This window comes from Brevibacillus dissolubilis (assembly GCF_006170445.1).
Taxonomy (GTDB): Bacteria; Bacillota; Bacilli; order Brevibacillales; family Brevibacillaceae; genus Brevibacillus_B; species Brevibacillus_B dissolubilis.
This window is the reverse complement of record NZ_VCNA01000002.1, coordinates 32,686-54,298: the sequence shown is the minus strand read 5'-3', so window position 1 is coordinate 54,298 and position 21,613 is coordinate 32,686. Positions and strand designations below refer to the sequence as shown.

Annotated in this window: 18 protein-coding genes; 16 read left to right on the top strand and 2 right to left on the bottom strand. The window is 51.0% G+C overall.

All coding sequences use genetic code 11. From position 1 onward, the window contains the following. Positions 1-22 precede the first annotated feature (22 nt). Positions 23-1,411 carry an MFS transporter gene (locus tag FGI41_RS02830; protein WP_139488433.1) on the top strand — a complete coding sequence of 463 codons (1,389 nt, stop codon included), beginning with the start codon at positions 23-25 and terminating at the stop codon, positions 1,409-1,411. 102 nt (positions 1,412-1,513) lie between these two features. Here FGI41_RS02830 and FGI41_RS24725 read toward each other — a convergent pair whose 3' ends face one another. Then, positions 1,514-2,200: a hypothetical protein gene (locus FGI41_RS24725; RefSeq protein ID WP_176560095.1), complete on the bottom strand. Its 687-nt coding sequence runs from the start codon at positions 2,198-2,200 to the stop codon at positions 1,514-1,516. Positions 2,201-2,438: 238 nt separating this feature from the next. Between FGI41_RS24725 and FGI41_RS02820 the strand changes: the two genes are divergently transcribed. After that, on the top strand, positions 2,439-3,359 hold the full coding sequence (locus FGI41_RS02820; RefSeq protein WP_176560094.1) for an N-acetylmuramoyl-L-alanine amidase: 921 nt from the start codon (positions 2,439-2,441) through the stop codon (positions 3,357-3,359). Between the two features lie 13 nt (positions 3,360-3,372). Then, complete coding sequence (locus tag FGI41_RS02815; protein WP_139488428.1) at positions 3,373-5,307, top strand: LysM peptidoglycan-binding domain-containing protein; 1,935 nt, start codon at positions 3,373-3,375, stop codon at positions 5,305-5,307. 100 nt (positions 5,308-5,407) lie between these two features. On the opposite strand, the gene FGI41_RS02810 is transcribed toward FGI41_RS02815, so the two are convergent. Further along, positions 5,408-7,270, bottom strand: a complete 1,863-nt coding sequence (locus tag FGI41_RS02810) for a patatin-like phospholipase family protein (RefSeq protein WP_139488426.1) — start codon at positions 7,268-7,270, stop codon at positions 5,408-5,410. Between the two features lie 403 nt (positions 7,271-7,673). Between FGI41_RS02810 and FGI41_RS02805 the strand changes: the two genes are divergently transcribed. From FGI41_RS02805 to abnA, 13 genes are all read left to right on the top strand, one after another. Continuing rightward, a complete protein-coding gene (locus tag FGI41_RS02805) occupies positions 7,674-9,440 on the top strand; it encodes a sensor histidine kinase (protein WP_139488424.1) in 1,767 nt (588 codons plus the stop codon). Between the two features lie 15 nt (positions 9,441-9,455). Next, positions 9,456-11,069 carry a response regulator gene (locus tag FGI41_RS02800; RefSeq protein WP_139488423.1) on the top strand — a complete coding sequence of 538 codons (1,614 nt, stop codon included), beginning with the start codon at positions 9,456-9,458 and terminating at the stop codon, positions 11,067-11,069. Between the two features lie 102 nt (positions 11,070-11,171). Then, on the top strand, positions 11,172-12,131 hold the full coding sequence (locus FGI41_RS02795) for a carbohydrate ABC transporter permease (protein ID WP_139488421.1): 960 nt from the start codon (positions 11,172-11,174) through the stop codon (positions 12,129-12,131). Next, positions 12,128-12,961: a carbohydrate ABC transporter permease gene (locus FGI41_RS02790; RefSeq protein ID WP_139488419.1), complete on the top strand. Its 834-nt coding sequence runs from the start codon at positions 12,128-12,130 to the stop codon at positions 12,959-12,961. Before FGI41_RS02795 ends, FGI41_RS02790 begins: the two co-directional genes overlap by 4 nt. A gap of 51 nt (positions 12,962-13,012) precedes the next feature. After that, positions 13,013-14,359, top strand: coding sequence for an ABC transporter substrate-binding protein (locus tag FGI41_RS02785; RefSeq protein ID WP_139488418.1), 1,347 nt, complete (start codon positions 13,013-13,015; stop codon positions 14,357-14,359). 17 nt (positions 14,360-14,376) lie between these two features. Then, positions 14,377-15,531, top strand: a complete 1,155-nt coding sequence (locus tag FGI41_RS02780) for an oligogalacturonate lyase family protein (protein ID WP_218015215.1) — start codon at positions 14,377-14,379, stop codon at positions 15,529-15,531. A 21-nt stretch (positions 15,532-15,552) separates the two neighbouring features. Further along, entirely contained in the window at positions 15,553-15,876 is a 324-nt protein-coding gene (locus FGI41_RS02775) for a cupin domain-containing protein (protein ID WP_139488414.1), read from the top strand. Positions 15,877-15,890: 14 nt separating this feature from the next. Beyond that, on the top strand, positions 15,891-16,721 hold the full coding sequence (gene kduI / locus FGI41_RS02770) for a 5-dehydro-4-deoxy-D-glucuronate isomerase (RefSeq protein ID WP_139488412.1): 831 nt from the start codon (positions 15,891-15,893) through the stop codon (positions 16,719-16,721). Positions 16,722-16,736: 15 nt separating this feature from the next. Continuing rightward, positions 16,737-17,501 carry a 2-dehydro-3-deoxy-D-gluconate 5-dehydrogenase KduD gene (gene kduD, locus FGI41_RS02765; protein WP_139488410.1) on the top strand — a complete coding sequence of 255 codons (765 nt, stop codon included), beginning with the start codon at positions 16,737-16,739 and terminating at the stop codon, positions 17,499-17,501. A 15-nt stretch (positions 17,502-17,516) separates the two neighbouring features. Beyond that, the gene (locus FGI41_RS02760) at positions 17,517-18,821 is read left to right on the top strand and encodes a pectate lyase family protein (protein ID WP_139489021.1); all 1,305 of its coding nucleotides are present in this window, start codon (positions 17,517-17,519) and stop codon (positions 18,819-18,821) included. A gap of 121 nt (positions 18,822-18,942) precedes the next feature. After that, positions 18,943-19,896: a sugar kinase gene (locus tag FGI41_RS02755; RefSeq protein ID WP_139488408.1), complete on the top strand. Its 954-nt coding sequence runs from the start codon at positions 18,943-18,945 to the stop codon at positions 19,894-19,896. Between the two features lie 26 nt (positions 19,897-19,922). Then, on the top strand, positions 19,923-20,561 hold the full coding sequence (locus FGI41_RS02750; RefSeq protein ID WP_139489020.1) for a bifunctional 2-keto-4-hydroxyglutarate aldolase/2-keto-3-deoxy-6-phosphogluconate aldolase: 639 nt from the start codon (positions 19,923-19,925) through the stop codon (positions 20,559-20,561). 110 nt (positions 20,562-20,671) lie between these two features. Continuing rightward, positions 20,672-21,601: an arabinan endo-1,5-alpha-L-arabinosidase AbnA gene (gene abnA, locus FGI41_RS02745; RefSeq protein ID WP_255298338.1), complete on the top strand. Its 930-nt coding sequence runs from the start codon at positions 20,672-20,674 to the stop codon at positions 21,599-21,601. Positions 21,602-21,613: the final 12 nt, after the last annotated feature.

The following is a 21,613-nucleotide window of genomic DNA, read 5'->3' as shown; positions in this document are numbered from 1 at the left end:
CGCACCATGACATAGGATTTGCATGGCACAAAAGGTCACAAGCAACACAGCGACCGATGTGCCATGCTCCCAATCCACGAAAAAGGAGAGCAGAATGGAACAGACAACCAATTCGATTTTTTCCAATAAAAGCTTTACGCTGCTTATCATCGGGCAAATCATCTCTTTGCTTGGGAGCATCGTCCAGCGTTTTGCCCTGTCCCTCTATGTACTGGCGACCACCGGATCGGGCACCATGTTCGCTTCGGTTCTCGCGATATCCCTGATCCCAACGATTCTCTTGGGTCCTGTCGCGGGAGTCATCGCAGACCGCTATAACAAACGTAACATCATGGTCATCCTCGATATCCTCAGCGCCATCGTCGTCGGGGGAATGATCTTCCTGGCTATGGACGGAGGGCTGTCGATGACCGCGATCTACGCATGTGCGTTGTTGCTCTCGGTGTTTACCGCGTTTTATGAGCCAACCGTCCAAGCCTCTATTCCAGCCTTAGTCAAAGGGGGAGAGGACCAGCTTTTACAAGCCAACTCTCTCAACAGCATCATCATGACCCTGAGCAACCTGATCGGCCCTGTGATTGCAGGCGTGCTCTATGCCTCGATGGGACTGGAAGCGATTCTTCTGATCAATGCGATCAGCTTCCTGGCGGTTGCTTTTCTCGAAATGTTCATGGTCATCCCGCAAGCCAAGCTCGAACAATCAGGAAGCATCCTCAAGGACTTCACCAACGACTTTTCGCAAGGGTACAACTATTTGCGCAGTGATAAATACCTCCACAAGCTCCTGACAGCCACACTCGTAGCCAACGTATTTATCGCGCCCATCTTCACTGTAGGCGTCGCCTATGTAACCAAAATGACGCTCAAAGTATCCGACCAGATGTATGGCTTAAGTGAAGGGATCATCATGGCAGGCAGTCTGATGGCTCCAATCATCGTCGGTCTATTCACCAAGAAGCTGGATGTCAAAAACACATTCTTCTACGCGATCATGCTGTCTGGTCTCTTCCTGACCACAGCAGGCGCGGTCATCTGGCCAGCCTTCGCCAGCCAGTTTGGCACCGCAACCGTTCCGTTCTGGCTGTTCACTGCGTCAGGCTTCGGGATCGTAGCGGTAATCACGACGTTTAACATCGTCGGCATCACGATGGTACAAAACGACACCCCTGGCGAAATGCTCGGCCGTGTCATGTCCTTGATTACGTCCTTGGTCATGGCGGCTACACCACTGGGGCAGATGATGTTTGGTGTCCTGTTCGACCGTTACGCGGACAACAGCCAAATCCCGCTCCTGATCGCAGCCGCTGTCACAATCCTGCTGGCTGTTTATGTACGCATCTCCATGTCAGGTTATCAGGCCAAAGAACGAAAAGCCGAAGAAGGGGAGTCAACCCCGTCTGCCTCTGCTTAACTGCATGTGCTCTACATACGTTTTGAATGAGCGTTGACTCAGCTGAGCGTGTAGACAAAGTACCGAACCATGGTGCTTTGCTCTACACGCTTTTTTTGATGCCTATTGGTTTTTCGACATAAAAAGCTGCAGCCAGTTCGAGGACTCTTGCTTGGTATTCTGTGACTCATCTTCGTAGCCGTACTCATCCATTTGATTCTGGTCAATATCACAGCAGAGCTGATCAACGAAATCCGTGGTCGAATGACGGAGCATACTAGAGGTGAATTGGACAGAAGTCTGGAGCAGCGGAGGGAGCTTGTCACAGATCGCCGGAATCACACTGTCGAACATGAGGCTGACCACCTTGTGACAATTATCGTGTGTCAACAGATCGCTTGCCATAGATCCGCCTGCCATGCCCATCTGGTCGTCTGGGTATTGATCATCCTGCATTCCATAGCTTTGCATGCCTTGATACCCCTGCATGCCCTGATTGTCTTGCATCCCTTGCGTCCCTTGCATCCCTTGATAACCCTGCATGCTTTGGTCATCCTGCATTCCCTGAAGCTGTTGATCGTGAGTAGAGCCTGCATTTTGATCATCATAAAAGCCAAAATCGGCCTGATCATGGAATGGATAGCTATCCGTGCCCTGAATGGTGATTCCCATTTCGTGTGCCACTTTTTGCACGAGGGTAATCGCCTGGGTCACTGCATCCATAATCTGATCTTCCTCTGCTTGTGGATGGAGAATCCGTACTGCGTTGCCCAAGATAATCTGTTCGTTTTGATCGAGAGAAAGGTCCATATGATAACCTCCTGATGTCTTATGTAGAAAAGCCATGACCGTCTGTACGTTCCATCGCTTTGTACGTCTGTTTTGTACCTCGCTAGGTATGATGTTCCCAAAAATGTCTGGATATGCAATTCCAATAAAAAAGGAATAATACCATTTTTTTGCTGGATGTTTCTTGCAAGGCTTGGAACTATAAAATGTGTATAGACAGGTGCCCATTCCTCGATTTTATAGAAAAGGGGGCTTTTTCGTGGGAGTCGAATTCATACCAGACCTGATTCCACAGGGGGCTAATAACCGACCGGGCACTCCCTTACACCCTACGTATATCACGATCCATAATACGGAGAACACACGCAGGGGAGCGAATGCCCGCAGTCATGCTGAATATCTGAAGGGACAGGAAGCCGTCCAGCGAAACATCTCCTGGCACTTCACCGTGGATGACAAAGAAGCCGTGCAGAGCCTCCTTACCAATGAAGTAGGTTGGCATACAGGGAGCAGCACAGGGGATCAACAATCGATCGGCATTGAGATTTGTGAGCATGAAGACTGTAATTTCGAGAAGGCCGTGGCGAATACCGTTGAACTGGTTCGTGATTTAATGAAGCAATTTGACATCCCGATTACCAATGTCGTGCCACACAAGCATTGGGACGGAAAAAACTGTCCCCGCCGGTTGCTTGCGAAGTGGGATTCATTCATCCAGCAAATACAGGCCGATGACAGGATGAAACCAGAGCAACAGCAAGAACAGCCGCCAACACAAGCACAGTCCCAACAGCAGGAACAGCCACCAGAACAAGCGAGACTCGAAGCTGGATGCTACGGGCACAAAGTTCGTGATTTGCAACAGATGCTGCAAGCAGGGGGCTTCGATTGTGGACCCATGGATGGCTATTATGGCCCACGCACCGAAGCGGCTGTACGCAACCTGCAGCAGCTCAATGGTCTGAAAACAGACGGTGTCGTAGGTCCGAATACATGGAAAAAGCTGGAGCTACTCAAAGACCCCACTGTCTACACGATCCAGATGCAGCCAGGCGAAACCCTCGCTGGGATCTCTAAGCGATATCGTGTGGACATGGCTGAGCTGATCAGACTAAATCCCGAGATCGCCAACCATCAGTTGGTTCCCAAGAGACTGACCCTGCGAATTCCGATGCAATGAGAGAGGATAATGTATGGTGTTCAACTTATTTTCACTCGCTTCTCGTAAAACCAATTCCTCCACCCTGATCGATCAGCAACAGATTGATGCTTTCCTGAAAACGACTCGCGTCAAGCTGACCGAACCACAGAAAAAGGCCATCAGCCGAGTCAATGAATACGCTACTCACCCGGCTGTGACCCAAAAGCTGAAACTGGACAAAAACGCTCCACTCGTCTTTTTCTTCGAAGGTGACGGCTCTTACGACAAAAAGCAACCAAGCCATCCAGAAGGACGATATGGAGCGATGACGATTGTTATCAAGGGCGGAAGCATCCGTTTTCTCAGCGTCCATGCCAGCACACTGCCCGACAACGAGAAAAAGGCAGATGTCGCCACCATAAGAGAAGGTGTGTACGACTTCGTCGGGGGTCTCTATGCCGACCGGTATGCCACCCTGCGTGTCAGAGATGGCGCCCCGGTTCCCGCTACCTATGGACAAGCCAAGCAGCAGGGTGTCGCCACAGGGATCAATATTAACATAGGGTTCAACCGCGACCATCCGAACAAGCCTACGTCGATCGGCTGTCTGACTGTCTACCAGGGGGAGTATCTGGCACTCCTCAAGGCGGTGGGTGCCGTCCGCGCCGATAAAAAAGCGGTGGACAAAGAGGTCATCCCCGTCCATGGCGTGGTGATTGTAGATCGGAAAGATCGCAAAGACCGCAAAACCGTTAAGAAGGAGAATGCAACCATGACTAACACAGCTGTTCCACCACGACCTAAGACCAATGCAAGTCCCGGCAAAGCTTCTGCAACCATCGCAGCCGTCAGCTTCAGTGATCATACCGTCCAACCAGGGGAGAGCATGTATGGCATCGCCCGGCGTCAGGGGATTCCGCTCTCAGACCTGCTCATTGCCAATCCGCAAGTCAAGAACCCGAAAATGATTCGCCCCGGTCTAAAACTTCGCATTCCGCATAAAAAGACGGCTGACCCTTCAACGAACAGAACGGGGCAGGCAAATTACAGCAAGCATACAATCAAGCCGGGGGAGACTATGTACGGCATTGCCCGCCGCTACGGGGTCCCGCTGGCGACTCTGCTCAAAATGAATCCAGAGATCAAAAACCCGAGAGCGTTGCGGAGCGGACATGTTCTGCGCATCCCACTCCAACAGGGTTCTGCTCCTGTTGTCAACAATCCGGGAACATCACCTGTGCAAAACAATTATGGTATGAAGCTGGGGTCGCTTTCGGCTAAGTACGAATCCAATGGAAACCCAGGCACCGTCGGAACGCTTCGCGGAGACCGAGGTGGCAAATCCTATGGGGCCTATCAATTTTCCTCTAAGATGCGCAGCTTGGACGAATTCCTTCAGTGGCTGTCCCATCATCATCCATCGTTCTACTCGCAGCTCATAAGTGCAAAGAAGGCAGACGGAGGCTGGTACGGCAGGAACTTTGACACGAAATGGAAGGCAATCGGGAGCAGTAACCCACAGCTTTTTCTCAAACTCCAGCACGATTATACCAAGCATCGCTACTATGATGCGGCAGCTCAGAAGCTCAAGGAGAAAAAAGGATTTGATATCAACAAGAAAAGCCTGGCCCTCCAAAATGTTCTCTGGTCAACTGCCGTTCAGCATAACGACACAGGGGCAGTGGAAATCTTTAGTATGGTTAATCTATGGGGCTCTGAGGAACAAATTATTAATGCGGTTTATCAAGAACGCTCTCGTGTGGTTCCTGCGTATTCGATTAAGCGGAAGCGGGGCGAAACCGTTAATAAAATGGTTGGTCGTGAGGCTGTCCGACTGGGTCTTTCGGGCAAAGTGATGAAGCGCTTCTACCGTAACTCGTCTGACGTTCAAGTGGGTGTCTATAAGCGCTTAGCGTATCAGGAGAAGAACGATGCGCTCGCGATGCTGAAAAGCTCGGCACGGTCAGGTACCGGCGCAGGGCGCTAATCCGTAGGAACACGGAAATGACCTCCCAATAGAGAACAATAGAGCAGAGACATGTAAAAAAGCTGGTTTCCCCAACGGTTAGGGCAACCAGCTTTTGCTTTTACTTTCCTCTGGCTTTTCGCCTGAATGGGGAGAGTGGAGCTTTCCCACTAGCATAGGTCGTCACATCATGATGCGGTTTCTCTGCACGTCTAACCCGTCCTTTTCGCAAAAAGATCGGGTCATAGATCAGCAAATCTACCTGCACCAATACCGCCATCAACAGACTCACGGGAACAGCTGCGAAAAAATTCACCACATTCAACACTCCCTGCGTAATCCAATGCAGTGGCGGTATTTTTTGCTTCAGCCAATGGAGCAGCGCCGAGAACAGCCCGATGACGAGGAGCGTTCCCATGACCACGAGAAACAACTGCCCGATTGTCATGGTGATGAAGAAGGTGATATGCAGAAATCGGGACAGCAATTCATAGATAATCAAATACAGCAGGACGGGAACCAGCAGCGTGATCAGTTTGGCCCACCCGCTGACATGGTAGCTCTTAAGAAAAAACCTGCTGCTCACTCGCAGTTTTTGCAGGTATTCCTGGGTTGGCTGTTGGACCAAGTCTTCCATGATACGGAACCGCCACGGCTGCGCTGGGAATGGAGGATTCTGTGGAGCCAGATCATGGGCAACAGGAGCGATCTCCTCCCTGCCCATCAGGTAGCCATCCAGCATGAGGGAATAGGCTTCTTGATCGGTAAAGGAATCCAGATGGGTACGTATGTTGGAGAGGACGCTTTGCACTTCATGGTGGACATGGAAGTTCTCTGACGGGGGTTCATTATCTTTGATCACAATGGGGCGTTCTTCCGTTTCAAAAGAAGGAATGCCCTCTGGATCGAGATAAGGGATGCGCTTGACCGGCAACCCTTTGCGCAGGTGTAGGAAGGCGACATGCTTCTTGATCGTCGTCAAGCGGGAGATCTCTTCCTCGCGCACCCGGTCCATCAAGGAGCTGCTGGTACGGGACAGCACGGCCAGCAGGTTGGTCGGCGGATTATTGACATCCTCCATCTGTATGGAGGCATCACTGACGATGATATGGGTGCATTCATGACGCGGGTCTAAGAGCCCCTGAATGCCTTGATTATCATGTACGCCGCCATCGACAAGCTGGACCCGGATTCCGTTGACATACATATTGCTAATCGACATCGGTGGAAAAATCCCCGGTACACAGGCAGAGGCGGCTACAGCGTGACCCAGTCCGATGTTTTTCAGCTTTTCCGTAAGCAGGTCATAGCTGGCTGGACGGACGTAGCGGTTGTTTTTATCCATCTCCCGTTCGTACTGACTCCATCTGGGCGGAAGCCCCATCGTCGATGCTTCAAAACGCCAGTTATGCCCGGTGTTAAGGGTAGTCGAATTGAGGAGCAGGATTGGGACTTTATGCGTACGGTTCGGGTTTCCTTTCAGCGGGTTAAAATTCGGGGGTTCCCCTTTGGGTTGAATTTTTAGGTTGCGCATCTGAATGATCTCGTCACTGCCGGGAGCAAGAACAGGGCGGTACAGATAGCGGTCATATAGTTCTCCAATATAGTCACTCCGAGAGTACCAAGGCAGACACATCTTGATATTTTTCAGCGGATTGACGAACGTGTGCATGTAGATATTCTTCTGCACAGCAGAGAGGAACTGCTCCTCGATCTCTTTGACGATCTCTACATAATCCGCATCGGTCAACTCCTGATCCGACTTTTGTTCCAATCGTTTTTTCACGTGGATATAATACAGTGCTCCAATGATCGAGCCGCCGGATACGGTCGAGATCACTTCAAGATGCTTGAGCAGTCTTAATTCGGCCATTCGGGCTAACGTGCCAATATGGAAAAAAGAAGCGCGGAATCCACCGCCAGACAAGGCCAGTCCCAGACGTTTTGGGGGGGATGGGATCGCTTCTGTGGTGCCACACATCATGGTTGATTACCTCCACATACATGGTTACCGTTAGTATCTGTGACTTTTGTTTCATTATCCCAAAACGAATAGGAACAGGTATCTTTACTGGATGGTTCAATCGACATCCATATAGAGGAAAATAATCTCCCACGCCGAATCAAAGTAAGGTGTTTTACAAAAACCTACATAAAACCATAAAATAACAAACCTTTTTCATAAAAAATTACATTGTCCTGGGTAACCTATCCAAATTATGATAGTTTTTACCTTCTATATGTAAGCGATTACTTTTCAGTGATTGCATAACTGGTGAGTTATACACCCGGACACCAACCAGAGCCATTTTTCTACGATAAGGAAGGGGAGAGCCACTATTCCTGCACGATTGAACAAAATCATACCTGGGAACACCAAAACGTATATGCCTTTTTCCTATCAATCCTCGATCTTGCGGATCTATCTGCCGATTATCATCTTTTTCATCGTGATCACAGGCATCATCTCCTACCAGCTGTCCTCGAGTCACCTTGAGGAAAATACATACGAGAATATCGGAGAAAGCCTCGTCCAATCAAGGATCTACATGGACACGCATCTATCTGATATTTTTGAACAATTGGTCACGCTGACGAATCATTCGGATATGCTGTCCATCCTCGCCAAGCAGCCGTCTCAGGTCGAGCCGGATGATTATGTGCGGATCAACAGTCACCTCAACCGGATTTATTCCTTTTATTCTCCGATCATTGATTCGATTCTGGTCAACCTCCATAACGGTTCCTTCGTGCTGGCCAAGAGCGAGGGTTCGATCAAACAGAAGGAGTTTCCTTATAACGAATACTGGCAGCGGCTCGGTGGGAATCAGCATGATTTTTATTGGCGTACGCTGCATAATGATACGATTTTCAGTAACCCATGGGACCAAAACAAAGTGATCAGCTTCTATAAAATGACCGGGAAAGAGAACTCCGACAAGAACAGCATCATTCTGTTTCATCTGCGTCAGGATTTTTTCCGCAAGATTCTCGATCATCCGGTCATGGGGGAGAACGGCTATCTGATGCTCGTCAACCCGGAAGGAATGATTTCATTCAAAGACGTGCGTGAGGAATACCGGCCCAATGATGAAGTGATCTCGCATCTTCAGGATCTGGAGCAGGAACAAGGCAAGTTCGAGTTCTGGAAGCCGCATGGCAAAAAGATGATCGTGATCTATGATACGCTCCGCATCAATAAATGGAAGGTAGCCGCTGTATTTCCAGAGGAGCAGGTCTTCCAGAACAGCAACAACTTCAAATTCACGATCCTGTTCGTGGTCAGCGTGCTGATCATCATTGCCCTGTTTCTGGCAAATATACTGGCCAGACATGCAACGAAGCCGATTACCTTGCTCGTCGAGAATCTGAAAACGGTTCCAAAAACGCTTTCCAAAACCGAGCTGGAACAGATGCTCCAGCAGAAGGCGCCGAGCGAGATCAACATGCTCTATCACGGCTTTGCTGATCTGAGCGGACAGGTGAATCAACTGCTCGAACAGATCCAGTACGAACAGGAGACCAAGCGGCAGCTGGAGCTGGCGATCATGCAGGCCCAGATCAACCCACATTTTCTCTATAATACTCTCTATTCGATCAAGGGGCTTTGTGATATGGGGCTCAATGAAGATGCCAGCGCGATGGTGACCGCCCTCTCTCATTTTTTCCGGATCGGGATCAGCAGGGGAAAAGAGATCATCACCATCCGCGAAGAGATCGAGCATATCGAGAACTATCTGTTTATCCAGGAGATGAGGTATGGCGACGATTTTTCGTATGAGGTAGAGGTCGACCCTGAGATCATTACGTGTCAGATCATCAAGCTGACCCTCCAGCCGATCATCGAGAACGCCATCTACCACGGCGTCAAGCAGAAGCGGGGGAGGGGCCTGCTGCAGGTCAGAGGATACCGGGAAGAGAATCAGATCCGCTTCATCATACAAGACAACGGCAATGGGATCAGCCCTGAGCGGCTCGCCAGCATCAGACAGGACTTCGCCAACCGTCAGAACGGCACCGGCACCGTGATCGGCTTTGGGATGCGCAGTGTACATGAGCGGATTCAATTGCACTATGGCACGGAGTATGGATTACAGATCGAGAGTGAGTCAGAACAAGGCACAACCGTGACAATAGTCATTCCAATTACATAGGGGGATGGTGTAGATATGTATAAAATTGTGATTGTAGACGACGACCGGATTATCCGCCGGGGGATTTCCAACAGCATACCGTGGAACACACACGGTTTTGAGATCGTAGGCGAGGCCAGTGACGGGGAGCATGGTCTTCGTGTGATTGAGGAGCACAAGCCACATATCGTCATCTCTGATATCAAAATGCCGTTCATGGACGGGCTTCAGATGGCGGGGGCGGTCAAGGAGACGTCTCCTGACACCAAGGTGATTCTGCTGACTGGCTACGAGGATTTTCACTATGCCAAGGAAGCGATCAAGATCAAGGCGTTCGACTATCTGCTCAAGCCGGTCGATAAAGCCATTTTGCTGGAAAAGGTCAAGCAGGCATCCGCCGAGTGGACCAATGAGCGCAAGGTAGAGCAGAATCTGCGGGCCGGCCTGCCGTATCTCAGACACCGCTTCCTGACCGATCTGATCCACAATCAGGTGAAGGCAGAGGATTTTGAGCGGGAAAAAGAGTTCCTGGGTCTTACGCTGGATCACTCGCACTATGCCGTCCTGATCGTCAAGGTGGATGACTACTACCAGATGTCATCCACGGACAAGGACAGGGACAAAGAGCAGGACAACGAACAAGGCCAAGACTTGGACAAAGACGTCTTAAAATACTGTATCCTCAACATCTGCCAAGAAACGATCCAGCGGGATGGGCGGGGCGTTACGTTTGATAATCAAGGTGACGAGATTCTGATCATCTATTCTGACCAAGAAAATATTGCCCAGCACATGCAGGAGACCATCGAGGAGATCCGTGCCAATGTCCGGCAGTTCCTCCAGACTACTGTCAGCATCGCGCGCGGCGGCATCTATCAGGATCACACTGGGATCGCCGCTTCCTATCAAGAAGCCTGCTCAGCCATCGAATACCGCCACATCATGGGCAAGGACAAGGTCTATACGACCGAAGACACCACCGCACTGCCGTCAAAAGAGTCACCGACCCAAGCTGAGACCAAAGTGAACGAGATCGAGAATGACCTCATCCAAAAGGTGAAGCTCGGACTCACCCAAGACGTGATCACGCTGCTGGATAATTTTCGCGCGACTCTGATCCAGCAGGAGTATATCTCGCTCTATCAGGTGCAGGTGCTGGCGATCCAGATGATCTTTCTGTTGTTCCGTGAAGTCGAGCAGAATCACCGGGATGAGCTGCACACCCATTATGACGAGATTCACCGTCTCCAGACGATTGATGAGATCGTAGAGAAGGTGAAGCAGGTTTCTGTCGATATCGCTTACTTCGTCAATGCACAGCGCGAAAGCCAAAAAAACGGGATTGTCGAGACTGCCGTCCGCTATATCGAGACCCACTATGCCAAAGACGGGCTGTCCCTACAAGAAGTAGCCAAGGCCGTACATATCACACCGACTTATCTGAGCATCCTGTTCAAGCAGGAGCAGAAGATCAATTTCTCTGACTACCTCTTAGAGATCCGCATGAAAAAAGCGATGGAGCTGCTCCGCACCCAGCCGCTCAAAACCTATGAGGTCGCCGAGCAGGTAGGTTACAGCAACCCACAGTATTTCAGCGTCTGCTTTAAGAAATATACGGGAATTTCTCCGGCAGATTTTAAGAAACAATAAAGAAACAGTTAAAAATATAAAACGTTTCCATAAAGATATTACATTCAGTTCACCCCTGCCAATCCTTACAATAAAGGTACATCAAGCAGAAAGGGTGATCGAATGCCAAATGATCTGCCATTACAGGAAGAATCCAACCTGAATGTTCACTCTACTCCAAGAAGTGGAAAAGGAAGAACAGACTATGATAAGTGGATCCCCTACCTGTTCATATCTCCAGCCATTGTGTTGATTGTCGCGTTTTTGTTTTATCCACTAGGCAATGTATTCTATTACAGCCTGCAAAACTATGATGCAAGTCAACCTTACTACAACGGATTCGCCGGTCTGGACAACTTCGTGCGAATCTTCACACAAGACCCGCAATTCTTCGCCAGTCTGTGGGTATCGGCGAAGTGGGTCATCTCACAGGTGTCCATGCAGCTGGTGGCCGGGACGTTGATTGCACTTCTTTTGAATCAAACCTTCCGCTTCCGGACGTTTTTTCGGGCGGCGGCTTTCACGCCTTGGGCGATCTCAGGTGTATTGACATCGGTGATGTGGTCCCTGATGTACAACGAGCACATGGGTGTCATCAATGACCTGCTGCTCCGCTTTGGCTTGATTGATCAGAAGATCGCTTGGCTGGCCAATATTGAAACCGTTTTCGCGTCGGTCATCGTCGCAGAGCTGTGGAGAGGGATTCCGTTTTTTGCGATCACGATCCTGGCTGCCCTGCAAGCGATTCCGGAAGAGTTGTATGAGGCATCCAAAGTGGATGGAGCAAGCCGCTTCAAGACCTTCCTCTACATCACACTGCCACACCTGAAAAATACGATCGTACTGACCACCCTGCTACGTACCGTCTGGGAGTTTAACAACGTCGAGCTGATCTTCAACCTGACGGGCGGCGGACCTGCTCACTCGACGACAACGATGACCATGTACGTCGCAGAGCAAGCGATCCATGCCAATAACTTCGGCTACGGTTCTGCCTTGACAGTAGTCGCCTTCGGAATCCTGCTTGCCTTTGCCGTGGTCTATCTGAAAGTGAGCCGTTTTGAAAGGGAGGGAGAAGAATGAGTTGGAACCGAAAGCTGGACAGATTTTTTGTCCTGTATCTGCCACTGCTGCTAACGATGGTATTCACCTTGTTTCCGTTCTATTGGACGATCAATACCGCACTGAAGCACGAAGGGGACATCGTCAAAACCCCGACCGAGTATATCCCAAGCTCCATTACCTTTGATAACTTCTGGGTCGCATGGAACAACGTCGGGTTCTCCAATTATTTTGTCAACAGCTTGATGATTGCCGCCTGTACCGTATTCTTCGTCGTCATCTTCGCGACATTGGTCGGGTATGCGCTGAGCCGTTATCAGTTTAAAGGCAAGTCCGCGTTTCTTCTGTTGCTTCTGTGTACACAGTTCGTACCGGCTGCCATGCTGATTATACCGTTGTTTATCATCTTTAAGAGTCTGGGCCTAATCAGTAATCCGCTCTCATTGATTATCACGTATACAACATTTCAGTTGCCGTTTAACTCCGTCTTGATGAATGGCTTTATCTCCGGTGTACCAAAGCAGCTGGAGGAGGCTGCGATGGTGGATGGTTGTAACCGCTTACAGGTGATCTTCTATATCGTCATTCCAGCTGTGCTGCCTGGTCTCGTAGCGACAGGGGTATTCACCTTCATCCACGTCTGGAACGAGTTCCTGTTCGCCTTCATGCTGACCAACCAAGAAGAGAACTTCACACTTCCTATCGGGCTGAGCTACATGATGGGTGAGTTCAATGTCAACTACGGCGCACTGGCGGCAGGCTCTGTGATCGCCTTAGTACCAGCCATCCTGATGTTCGCCTATGCCCAGCGCTATCTGGTCAACGGTCTGGGTGGAGCTGTAAAAGGATAAGAGTCACCGACACATCATCATTTTGCCTATCAAAAAGGGGGTACTGACACCATGTCCAAAAAAGTCCATATCATCTTAACTTCTACCATCGCTACATCCTTAATGCTCGCTGGCTGCGGCAACACCACCGATCAGACCGTGATCACGGACGGAGCGGGCAGCCAGACCAAGCCAGGAGAGAAGGTCACCATCGTCTTCTGGGATGAGAATGCTGGCCCACAGCGCACACCTTTTTATGAAGAGCTGATCAAACAGTTCGAAGAGGCGAACCTAACGATTGACGTCGAGTACGTGGGGATGCCCAACAAATCAGCCAAGCAAAAATACGACGCAGCCATCGCAGCCGAAGACCTCCCAGACGTAGGGGGCGTACAGACCACGTGGCTGGCTGATTTCACGATCCGTGGTGCGCTGTTGCCGATGGACCCGTATTTTGACCAATGGAGCGAGAAGGACAAACTCAACAAGCAAGCGATTCAGTCCAACCGTGATGTTGTCCAGGACAAAAAGCTCTACCAAATCCCAAATACGACCAACCTCGATAACCTCTGGTACCGTGCCGACTGGTACAAAGAAGCAGGGGTGACACCACCTGTGACATGGGATGATTTCTTCGCTGGCATTGAAAAAATGACAGACAAGAGCAAAAACCGTTACGGCTTCAGCATCCGCGGCGGCAAAGGCGGCTCCTTCCAGCTGCAACGCCTGATGTATGCGTACTCCGGGATCACCGACTATTTCGACGCCAGCGGCAAATCGACGATCAACGATCCGAAGCATGTAGAGTTCATGAAAAAATATCTCGGCCTCTACAAAACGTATACGCCTGAGAGTGATATCACCAACGGCTACAAGGAAATGGTCGCAGGCTTCGATACCGGTGCCGTCGCGATGATCCAGCATAACATCGGCTCGTACGGCGAACACAGCAAATCCCTAAAGCCTGAGCAGTACGCCGCCCTGGCCTTCCCGAAATCGCTCAACGGCAACTACGTGGTAGAAGGTTTCAATACCAATGGCTACAGCATTTTCAAAACGACCAAGCATCCGGATGAAGCATGGAAATTCATCAGCTTCCTCGCCTCTGCACCAAGCCAAAGCTACTGGAACAAGCAGATCGGCCAGCTGCCTACCCATGAGGATGCGATCAATGAAGATTGGTTCAAGAATGCCCAGCACATCCAAGAGGCGGTCAAGGTGCTCAATGACCCGAACACCCTCTACTACTATCCATCCGTATATACACCAGACTACCGCTCGATCCTCGACCAAGTCGTAGACCCGGGTCTGCAAGCGGTGATGAGCGGCAAGAACACGGTCGAAGAATTCCTGAATGAATGGGCAGCCGCGATGGAGAAATCCAAGAAGCAATACGAGCAACATATCAACAAGAAATAATGAGTGAGGTGGAACCATTGATCGGAAAACAATATCCGTCCGAACTGAAACGATATGCAGATGAAAAAACAGGACGAACCGTGATCCAGCTGACTTCGGGCGATTCCAACAACTATCATCTGTATTTTACGGATAACTCTTTTACCACAGGGGATCAGGAAATCTACTTCCTGTCAGACCGAGCGTCAGATACCCCTGAGATCTACAACATGTTCAAGATGGATCTCAACACCGGGATCATCACACAGGTAACAGACGAAGCAGAAGGGATCATCCCGACCTCTCATACCAAATCACCAGACAGTGAGCTGGTCGTCTATGTGACAGGCAAGCAGATCAAGCTGCACAACACCAGAACCAATGAGACCACCGTCGTCTACGAGGAAAAAGGCGATGTCCATCTCGGCCATCCTTTCCTGTCCCCAAACAAAAAGTATATCGGTCTGGCCCGCAACGAAAACGTACCGATCAAACGCGGCGCGAACTACTCCGGGTTCAAAGAAACGATGTACGCCATCAAAAAAGGCTGGATCACGCTGATCGACCTCGAAGACGGCAGAGTGTTCGACGTGTTCGAAGATACCCACTGGCTCGGCCACTTCCAATTCGCCCCAGATGACAGCAACCTCGCGATGTTCTGCCACGAAGGCCCATGGAATCTCGTACACCAGCGCATCTGGCTGCTTGATATCACCACGGGTAAGGTGAAGCCTTGCTTCCGCCAAGAGGAAGACGACTGTGTCGGCCACGAGTTCTGGACGAGTGACGGCAATGTCTTCTTCGACAACCGCCGCAAAGGTCATGACGGCACGATCACCTCTGACAAAACACAAGCAATCGTCACACACGTCGAGTCTGACCAGATCCCGTATATCGGATTCGCCGACAAGAACGGGGAAGTGCTGTCCATCATCGACCTGCCGTACTATTGCAATCACTATCACGCCAACAACGACAACACCCTGCTCGTTGGCGATGAAGTAGAAGACCTTGTGCTGATCCATCTCGGTGGTGATAAACCTACTATCGAAACGTTGTGTACGCACCAGACTTCCTGGTACACCCAACAGACGCATTGTCACCCAACATTTAGTTGGGATAACAGCAAGATTCTGTACGCATCCGACCGCGACGGCAAGATCAACCTCTATCTCATCGATATGAATCCATAGAAAAAAGGAGAGATCCATTCCATGTTCGTACTGGGTCATGAAGCAGAAGTAACACCAGCGGAGCCTGGCGTTACACGTAAATTAATGGCACACCAAGGCGGTCTGATGATGACCGAAGTCACCTTTGAAAAGGATGCCGTAGGGAATCTCCATTCTCATCCGCATGAACAGATCAGCTATATCGCCAAAGGCAGCTTTGAATTCCAACTGGACGGCACCATCACCGTCATCAAACAAGGGGACAGCGTCTATATTCCGTCCAATGCCGTGCACGGTGTAGTAGCGCTTGAGGATTCCATCATTGTCGATATCTTTACCCCACAGCGGGAAGATTTCAAATACTAGGAGGTACTTCATTCATGCAAATCAGACATGCAGCACATCCAGAAGATGCCAAACAATATACAACCGATCGCCTGCGCCGCGACTTTCTCATCGAAGACCTGTTCCAAACCAATCAAGTCAGCATGGTGTACAGCCACTATGACCGTATGGTGATCGGCGGTGCGGTTCCGACTGAAGAAGGCTTGGCTCTAGAAGCCGCCGACACACTCAAAACAGGCTTTTTCCTCGAGCGCAGAGAGATCGGTGTCGTCAATATCGGCCCTGCCGGATACGTGACTGTAGACGGGGAAGCGTTCCACCTGAACAAGATGGATTGCCTCTACATCGGGCTCGGCAAACAAGACGTCAAGTTCCACAGCCAAGACCCGTCCAATCCGACCCGCTTCTACTTCGTCTCCTGCCCGGCACACAAGGAATATCCGACCCAGCTGCAGGGGATTGACCAAGCAGAACCGAACCGACTCGGCTCTGACGACAAGTCCAACCGCCGCACCATCTACAAATACATCCATGCAGACGGCATCAAGAGCTGCCAGCTGATGCTTGGGATTACCGTGCTTGAGCCGAACAACATGTGGAACACCATGCCAGCGCATATCCACGACCGCCGGATGGAAGTCTATCTGTATTTTGATCTGGCGGAGAATGACAGAGTGATGCACTTCATGGGACAGCCGCATGAGACCCGTCACCTCGTCGTGAAAAACGAGCAGTCCGTCATCTCCCCAAGCTGGTCGATTCACTCCGGTGTCGGCACAAGCAACTACACCTTCATCTGGGCGATGGCGGGTGAGAACTATACGTTCACAGACATGGACGCTGTCGCGATGGACGATCTGCGGTAGGAAGGAGACGATCAGATGGATTTGATTCAACAGCTCTTTTCACTGGAAGGCAAAACAGCTCTCGTCACGGGAGCCAGAACCGGGATCGGGCAGGCGATTGCAGTAGGCTTGGCAGAGGCGGGGGCCGATGTCATCCTGCTCGGTCACCAGGATAACATGCAAGAGACAGAGGAGCTGGTCAGCCGCGCCGGACGCAGCTACCAGACCGTGCTCGCCGACCTGTCTGATCCCGATCAGGTAGAATCGGTGGTCGCACCTCTCGTAGAGCGTACCCAGATTGATATTCTGGTCAACAACGCGGGCATCATCCGCCGTGAGCCAGCCCAGCAATACTCCAGAGAGAATTGGGATCAGGTGATCAATACTAACCTGACCTCGCTGTTCCTCCTGACACAGCTGGTCGCAGGCCCGATGCTTGCGCGCAAAGAAGGAAAGATCATCCATATCGCGTCCTTGCTCTCTTTTCAAGGCGGGATTCTCGTACCCGCTTATACTGCGAGCAAGCATGCGGTAGCAGGGCTGACCAAGGCGTTCGCCAATGAGTGGGCCGGTCAGAATGTTCAAGTAAATGCAATCGCACCAGGCTATATCTCGACGAATAATACGGAAGCGCTGCGCCAAGACCCTGACCGAAGCACCTCGATCCTGGGCCGTATCCCGGCAGGCAAATGGGGAGAGTCCAATGATCTGGTCGGTTCCGCGATTTTCCTCGCTTCACGTGCATCTGATTATGTGAATGGCCACATTTTGACAGTAGATGGCGGCTGGATGAGCCGATAGGAGGAGAAAAGAATGATGAAAAAACATGTAAGCATGCTTCTCGCAGCAACCTTTATGACCGCACCGTTCGTATCACTGCCAACCGAGGTAAGCGCTGCAGACTATGGCCGTCAAGTACTCGCAGCCAAAGACGGCTGGGCTTCCTACACAGGTACCACAGGTGGCTCCACCTCTGCCACAGCCCAAGTCTATACCGTTACCAACCGCAAAGAGCTGGTCAATGCACTCGGCGGCAATAACACGACCAACGGCTCTATCACCACTCCCAAAATCATCTATGTCAAAGGTACGATCAACCTCAGTGTGGATGATAACAACAATCCACTGGGATACGAGCAATACAGAGACCCGGCCTACACCATTGAAGCCTATGTGAAACAATACGATCCAGCTACATGGGGCAAAGCCGTACCAACAGGCACACTTGAAGATGCCCGTCTGCGCTCACAGAAAAACCAAGCAGCTCGCGTCGTGATCAATGTCGGTTCCAACATCACCCTGATCGGTCTTGGTACCGATGCGAAGATCGTCGGCGGCAATCTGATGCTCAAAAAATCAACCAATGTGATCATCCGCAATATTACCTTCCAGGATTCCTATGATTATTTCCCACAATGGGACCCGACAGACGGCTCAACCGGCAACTGGAACTCTCAATACGATAACATCACCCTCGATGGTGCAACTAACATCTGGATCGACCACTGCTCCTTCAACGACGGCAGCCGTCCAGACAGCATGAATGGCACCTACTATGGCCGTGAATTCCAGCACCACGACGGTCTGCTCGACGCGAAAAACCAAGCCGACCTGATCACCGTCTCCTACAACCACTTCAGCAACCACGGCAAAACCAATCTGATCGGCTCCTCCGACAGCACCACCGCTGACGCTGGCAAGCTGCGCATCACCTTCCACCACAATTACTATCAAAACGTGGTAGAACGTGCCCCGCGCGTACGCTACGGTCAGATTCATCTGTACAACAACTACTACAACAACGTGGGCAACACACACTACATCTACTCGATCGGGGTAGGCTATCAGTCCAAAATCTATGCACAGAACAACTACTTCGATATGAACTCAGGTTTTGACGCAGCTAAGCTGATCTCTGTGTTAAAAGGAACCGCAATCTACGAATCCGGCACGATGCTCAATGGCACCTCGAAAAGCTTCGTGCAAGCCTACAACTCGACCGCGTCAACACCGCTTAGCACCGATGTCGGCTGGACACCAACCCTGTACAATACGATCGACCCGACATCGAATGTTCCAACAGTGGTAAAAGCGAATGCGGGAGCCGGTAAACTCCTGTAAACAAGTCCAAACAACCCTGTAATAGCCGTGGCTGCTGTTACAGGGTTTCCTGTAACGACCCGATCATTTTCATGAAGAATCGGACACCAACAGCCCACAGACAGAAAAGGAAGTGATAGATATGCCAGATATCGTAACCTACGGAGAAAGCATGGTTCTCCTCACACCCACACAGATCGGCTCACTCGAAGACGCAGTGACCTACCTGCGCTCCATCGGCGGTGCAGAGTCCAATGTAGCGATTGGAGCGGCCAGACTTGGGGCTTCCGTCGGGTGGTTCAGCCGCTTGGGCAAGGACCCCTTCGGCACGTATCTGCTTAAAAAAATCCGCGGAGAAGGTGTCGACACATCACGCGTTGTCTTTGACAGTGCCTATCCGACGGGCGTGATGTTCAAGGAGCTGAAAGCAGCGGGCAATCCGAATGTCTACTTTTACAGAAGAGGCTCGGCGTTCAGTCAGTTTCAAGCGTCCGAGCTGGATGAGGCTTATATCGCCCAAGCTTCCATCCTGCACCTCACGGGAATCGTCCCTGCGCTCAGTGACAGCTGCCGGAAGATGATGTACCGTGCGATTGAGATCGCCAGACGCAATGGAACCAAAGTCAGTTTTGACCCCAATATCCGGCTCAAGCTGTGGACAGCCGAAGAAGCGCGCGAAGTTCTCTTGGATGTCGCGTCGCTCTGTGATTACTTTTTGCCGGGGGAGAATGAACTGACGCTCCTCCTGCAGACAGATGACCGGGAGATCTGGAAAAAACGCCTGCTGGAGCTTGGCGTGCCTGTCACCTTGATCAAGCTGGGCGATCAAGGATGTCTGCTGTTGGAAAAGGGGGAATACACGCACATTCCAGGCTTTTTGGTGGATACGGTGGTGGATACGGTCGGAGCGGGAGATGGCTTCGCGGCGGGATTCCTGACCTCTATCATCCGTGGGCGCAGCCTGCGTGAAGCAGCCACGATCGCCAATGCAGTCGGAGCGCGCTGTGTGACGTTTCACGGGGATATCGAAGGATTGCCTACTACCGAGGAGCTGGAGCGTTTTATGGGAACGGGCCATGCCGTGGCAGAGCGATAGGAGAGAGGGGGAGACCATTCATGACCATGAAAAAATGGCAGATCATCAACAGCATCGTCGAGCAAAAGATCGTGGGCGTACTGCGGGGAGATTCAGCGGAGCAGGTGGAGCTTTTTGCCCACAAGTGTATCGAGGGCGGTCTTAATGCGATTGAGGTGACATTTACCGTCCCATCTGTCGTCAAGTGTCTGGAGAATCTGACCTCCCACTATGCAGGGCGTGACGATGTGATCATTGGGGCGGGTACGGTACTCGATACGGAGACGGCTCGGATCGCGATTTTGGCTGGGGCGCAGTTCATCGTGACTCCGTATCTCAATCCAGAAGTGATCCGCAACTGCAACCGTTATCAGATCCCTGTAATTCCCGGCGCGATGACGATCAAGGATGTCGTAGAGGGCTTGGAAAATGGCGCAGATATCATCAAGCTATTCCCCGGCGAAATCAGCGGGCCCCGTATGATCTCCGCGATCAAAGGGCCGATCCCACAGGCGAACATCATGCCGACCGGTGGCGTCCATCTGGAGAATATCCATGAATGGCTCGCAGCCGGTGCTGTCGCAGTCGGTATCGGCAGTGACCTGACCAAAGAAGCGGTGAAGACAGGCAATTACGATTTGATCACGGAAAAAGCGAGAGCGTATAAAGCAAATGTGCAGGCATAGCAGACCGTGTTCTTTTGGTGCTTCCGACCTATCGTCCATCAAATGGTTCATCCACAAATTTCAATCGAATCGAGGTACCGATCATGGTAAAAATGTTCAGCAAAAAAAGCATGGGTCTTGCCCTTTTCACAGCGGTTCTCAGCTGCGCCGTACCCGCTTACGCATCCTTTTGGAATCTGACAGGGGATACCAATGTACACGACCCATCTATCATCAAGGAAGGAACCGCTTGGTACACCTTCTCGACGGGGACAGGGCTGCAAGTCCTCCGATCCGATAACGGGACGAATTGGTACAGAACCCCGCAAATCTTCCTGCAGCCACTGTCCTGGTGGAAAAACTACGTACCGAATCACACCAACAACGATGTGTGGGCACCTGATATCCATTATTTCAACGGCAGATACTGGCTCTACTATTCCATCTCTACCTTTGGCTCCCGCACCTCGCTGATCGGCCTGACCTCTACGCACAGCATCGGTGCTGGTCAATGGCGGGATGACGGATTAGTGATCCGTACGACACAAGAAGGCAATGATTACAATGCCATCGACCCGAATCTGACGATTGATGCGAACGGACAGCCGTGGTTGTCATTCGGCTCTTTTGGCAGTGGCTTGAAGGTCGTGAAGCTTGATCCGAATACGATGAAGCCTACAGGAACGATCTATTCGATCGCCAAAAGAACGGTGAACGGTGGAGCGATTGAGGCCCCGACGATTACATACCGGAACGGTTACTACTATCTGTTCGCCTCTATTGACTATTGCTGCAAGGGAGTGGACAGTACCTACAAGATGGTCTACGGACGTTCTACCAGCATCACAGGCCCATACGTGGATAAAAACGGGGTCAGTATGATGAACAACGGGGGGACGATCCTTGACTCCGGTAATGTGCAATGGAGGGGCCCAGGGCATCAAGATGTATATAACAACAACATGATTGTGAGACATGCTTATGATGCCAACGACGGGGGCAAGCCGAAGCTTTTGATCAATGATCTCTATTGGGATGCCAGCGGTTGGCCGACTTATTAATGAAAAGAAAAG